Consider the following 3,074-nt stretch of genomic DNA (forward strand, 5'->3'; position numbering starts at 1 on the left):
CCTCCCGTCCGACGGTTGCCCCAGCGGAGCGTCCGTCTCCCCGGCTCAGTCGCTCGTGACCGCCGGCACCCCGTCGATGAACGTGAGCTCCGTCGCCGCGATCAACCACGTGTGCCCGTCGTCCGGGTTGCCCTGGAAGAAGAGGTACTCGCGGCCGTCCTCGTCCCGGAGGTACCCCGGGTGCCCGGACTCCGAGTGGTTCCAGCTGCCCTCGGGTCCTGCTGGCAGCAGCGGCACGTCCGATCCGCGGGTCCACGTGCGGCCGTCCGGGCTCGTCGCCCACCCGATCTGCTGCGGCGCGTTGTTGTACGCGCCCGCGTAGAACACCGTGAACCGCTCGCCGTCCCACCGCAGCGCCGGCGCTTCGATGCAGTCCTGCTCCCACGGCAGTTCCGGGGCGAGTGCCGGGCCGTCGACGGACAACTGCTCCCAGTCGTCCGGGCCGTACGCGCTGCCGATGCGTGCCCGCGAGGTCCCGAACAGCTGCGTCGTCATCGTCGGGTCCCGCGTCACCCACCCCAGCAGCAGCCACTCCCCCGCGACGACGAGGTCCGCGTCGATCGCCCGGCCGCAGGTCCAGTCGCCCGACGGCCGGAACACCGGGTTCTGCGGGTTCGGGGCGAACGTCAGGCCGTCGTCGCTCACCGCGTGGCAGATCGAGTCCGCACGGCCACGGCCGTACGTCTGGAAGAAGAGGTGCACCCGGCCGTCGATCACCACCGCGCCCGGCGCCGCCGCACCACTGCGGTCGTACTCACCGAACGGCGGCAGCACGGCGACCGTGCGCCACGAGACGAGGTCGTCACTCTCCGCGACGCCCACCGACCAGCCCTCGGGATCGTCGTCACTCGCCGACGGGAGGGAGCAGTACAGGAGGTACCGGCCGCCGAACCGGATGACGGAGGGATCCTTGGCGTAGGGACGGCCGCGGCGGGAGGTGTCGCCCCACGGGGTGCCGAGGAGGCGGACGGAAGCGTCATCGTTCATGAGGCCACTGTGCACCGAGGCGGCCGCGGCCTCCTCATGCAAGCCACTGACCCAGCGGGTGGACGAGGTACCGCAAGGAGTACGCCTCCCACACCGCTCCGAGGACCAAGAGCACCAGAGCCGGCACGCTGAGTCGTCCGAGCTTCCGCAGGCCCGCCAGGTACCCGTCGCGTCGCCGTTCGACGCCGGCTGTCCCTGGTCGGGTCCAGTGCTTGCCGACGAGGAAGACACCGAGCGCCACGGTGATGTACGCCTGCAGCTCGATCAGGACGGTCAGTGCGTGCGGGATGAGCGCCACCCATCCCTCTGCCGTGCCGGGTACGAGGGTGATGCCGGTCTGGACGAGCCAGCAGCCGAACGTCACCAGGCCCGCGAACGGGACGACCAACGACGGGAGGACGATGGTGAGCAGGCTGAGCCGGAAGACGTTCACAGCGAGGATCACCAGGGCGAACAGCGCGGGCTGACGGAACACCGCACCGACGAGCGCCGCTGTCCCGTCGTCCTCGAGTGCGGTCGCCCGAGCCTGGCTGAGTCCGGGGAACAGCATCCCGAGCGCGAAGCCGACCAGGAGGAGGCCGTAGGTCGCCGCGTTGAGGACGAGGTGGACGCGCGAGTTCTCGCGGACGATCTCGACGGGCCGCCGCCAGGCCGTCGCCACGGGTCTCCTCGATGCGCTCCCCAGAGCGACGTCGGTCGCCCCTCGGGCGGGTTCTTCGTGTCGGTCCACCGTGCTCACTCCTGCAGGATCAGGCTCAGGACGAGCCGTTTGCTAGTACGTCGAACTAGTACGTTGTACTAGTGTGGATGGCACGCTAGCACAGCGTGACACTGTTCTGGGAGGATTGCCGTCATGGACGAACCGACAACCTCGGACACGAGATCGCGGATCCTGGTCGCCGCGGCGACGATGCTCGGTGAGAACCCCACGGCACGACTCAGCGTCCGCGCGGTCGCCGCACGTGCCGGGGTGAGCACCGGATCGCTCCGGCACTTCTTCCCGACGCAACAGGAGCTGCTCGACACGGTCGTCGCCGGCCTGCAGACACTCGAGATCCCGGACGACCCGATCGCCGACATCTCGAAGAGCCCGGCGGAGCGCCTCGAGGCCTGCCTCCAGCTCATCCTCGCGAGCGGTGGACACGGCGCTGCAGCACGGCAGAACTGGACAGCCCTGCACGACGCCTACATCGCTCCGCCGGCGCCGGAGACATCCGCTGCGGCGTTCCTCTCGCTCGAGCGCCTCGGGATCCGCCGGCTCGAACGGTGGCTGGAGGCATTGCAGGACGAAGGCGTCGGGACAGCCGGAGAGGTCGAAGCGTGCGCCCGGTTCCTGCACTCCGTCGTGAACGGGCTCTCCGTGGAGCGCGCGCTGCCCGGAGCCCGGACCCGGCTGTCCTTCGAGACCAGCACGCTCCGGCTCGCCGTGGCCGCCGTCCTGTCGCAGGACCACGACGCGACGTGAGGCACGGTCACAGGAGCGCCCCCACCGCGGTCCGGGTGGCCGCCGCGACGAGCGCATCGTCCGTCGCGGCGTGGGGCGTGTCCTTCCGCGTCATGACGACCACCACGATCGGAGCGCGACCGGCCGGGTAGACGACGGCGATGTCGTTCCGGACGCCGAACTCGCCGGTACCGGTCTTGTCCGCGACCGGCCATGCACTGTCGACGCCCGCGCGGACCGTCGCCGCACCCGTCGTGTTGTCCAGCATCGTGTCCCGCAGGAGGGTCCGGTCGGACCGCCCGAGGACGGTGCCGAGCACGACGCGGCGAAGGTCGACCGCGAACTGCTCCGGAGTCGCCGTGTCGCGCGGGTCACCCGGGGTGGCGGCGTTGAGGTCGGGCTCCACCCGGTCCACGGTGGTGGTCCGATCGCCGATGCTCCGGAGGTACTCCTCGACCCGGGCCGGTCCCCCGAGCCGTTCCACGAGCAGGTTCGCTGCCGTGTTGTCGCTGAACCGCAGGGGCGCATCGATGAGTTCCCGGACCGTCATCCCCGAATCGACGGAACGGCTGGTGATCGGTGCGTACGCCAGGAGGTCGTCCCGACCGAAGTGGACGAACGTGTCGAGGTCCGCGTCGGTGCT

The 3,074-nt window shown here is 70.5% G+C and carries 4 protein-coding genes; 1 reads left to right on the top strand and 3 read right to left on the bottom strand.

Annotated elements, in window-relative coordinates:
* Positions 1 to 45: 45 nt before the first annotated feature.
* Entirely contained in the window at positions 46 to 987 is a 942-nt protein-coding gene (locus I59_RS15955; protein ID WP_022904726.1) for a family 43 glycosylhydrolase, read from the bottom strand.
* 34 nt (positions 988 to 1,021) lie between these two features.
* Positions 1,022 to 1,648, bottom strand: coding sequence for a stage II sporulation protein M (locus I59_RS15960; protein WP_022904727.1), 627 nt, complete (start codon positions 1,646 to 1,648; stop codon positions 1,022 to 1,024).
* Positions 1,649 to 1,840: 192 nt separating this feature from the next.
* On the opposite strand from I59_RS15960, the gene I59_RS15965 reads away from it, so the two are divergent.
* On the top strand, positions 1,841 to 2,452 hold the full coding sequence (locus I59_RS15965) for a TetR/AcrR family transcriptional regulator (RefSeq protein WP_022904728.1): 612 nt from the start codon (positions 1,841 to 1,843) through the stop codon (positions 2,450 to 2,452).
* Positions 2,453 to 2,459: 7 nt separating this feature from the next.
* Here I59_RS15965 and bla read toward each other — a convergent pair.
* On the bottom strand, positions 2,460 to 3,074 hold a 615-nt coding region (bla, locus tag I59_RS15970), incomplete at its 5' end, for a class A beta-lactamase (RefSeq protein WP_022904729.1).

Origin of the sequence: Curtobacterium sp. B8, assembly GCF_000333315.1 — a bacterium.
GTDB classification, from domain to species: domain Bacteria; phylum Actinomycetota; class Actinomycetes; order Actinomycetales; family Microbacteriaceae; genus Curtobacterium; species Curtobacterium luteum.

What these genes read in the sequence shown, in the direction of transcription:
- I59_RS15955 (WP_022904726.1), bottom strand. Translation starts at nt 987, where the DNA reads ATGAACGATGACGCTTCCGTCCGCCTCCTCGGCACCCCGTGGGGCGAC.
- I59_RS15965 (WP_022904728.1), top strand. Translation starts at nt 1,841, where the DNA reads ATGGACGAACCGACAACCTCGGACACGAGATCGCGGATCCTGGTCGCC.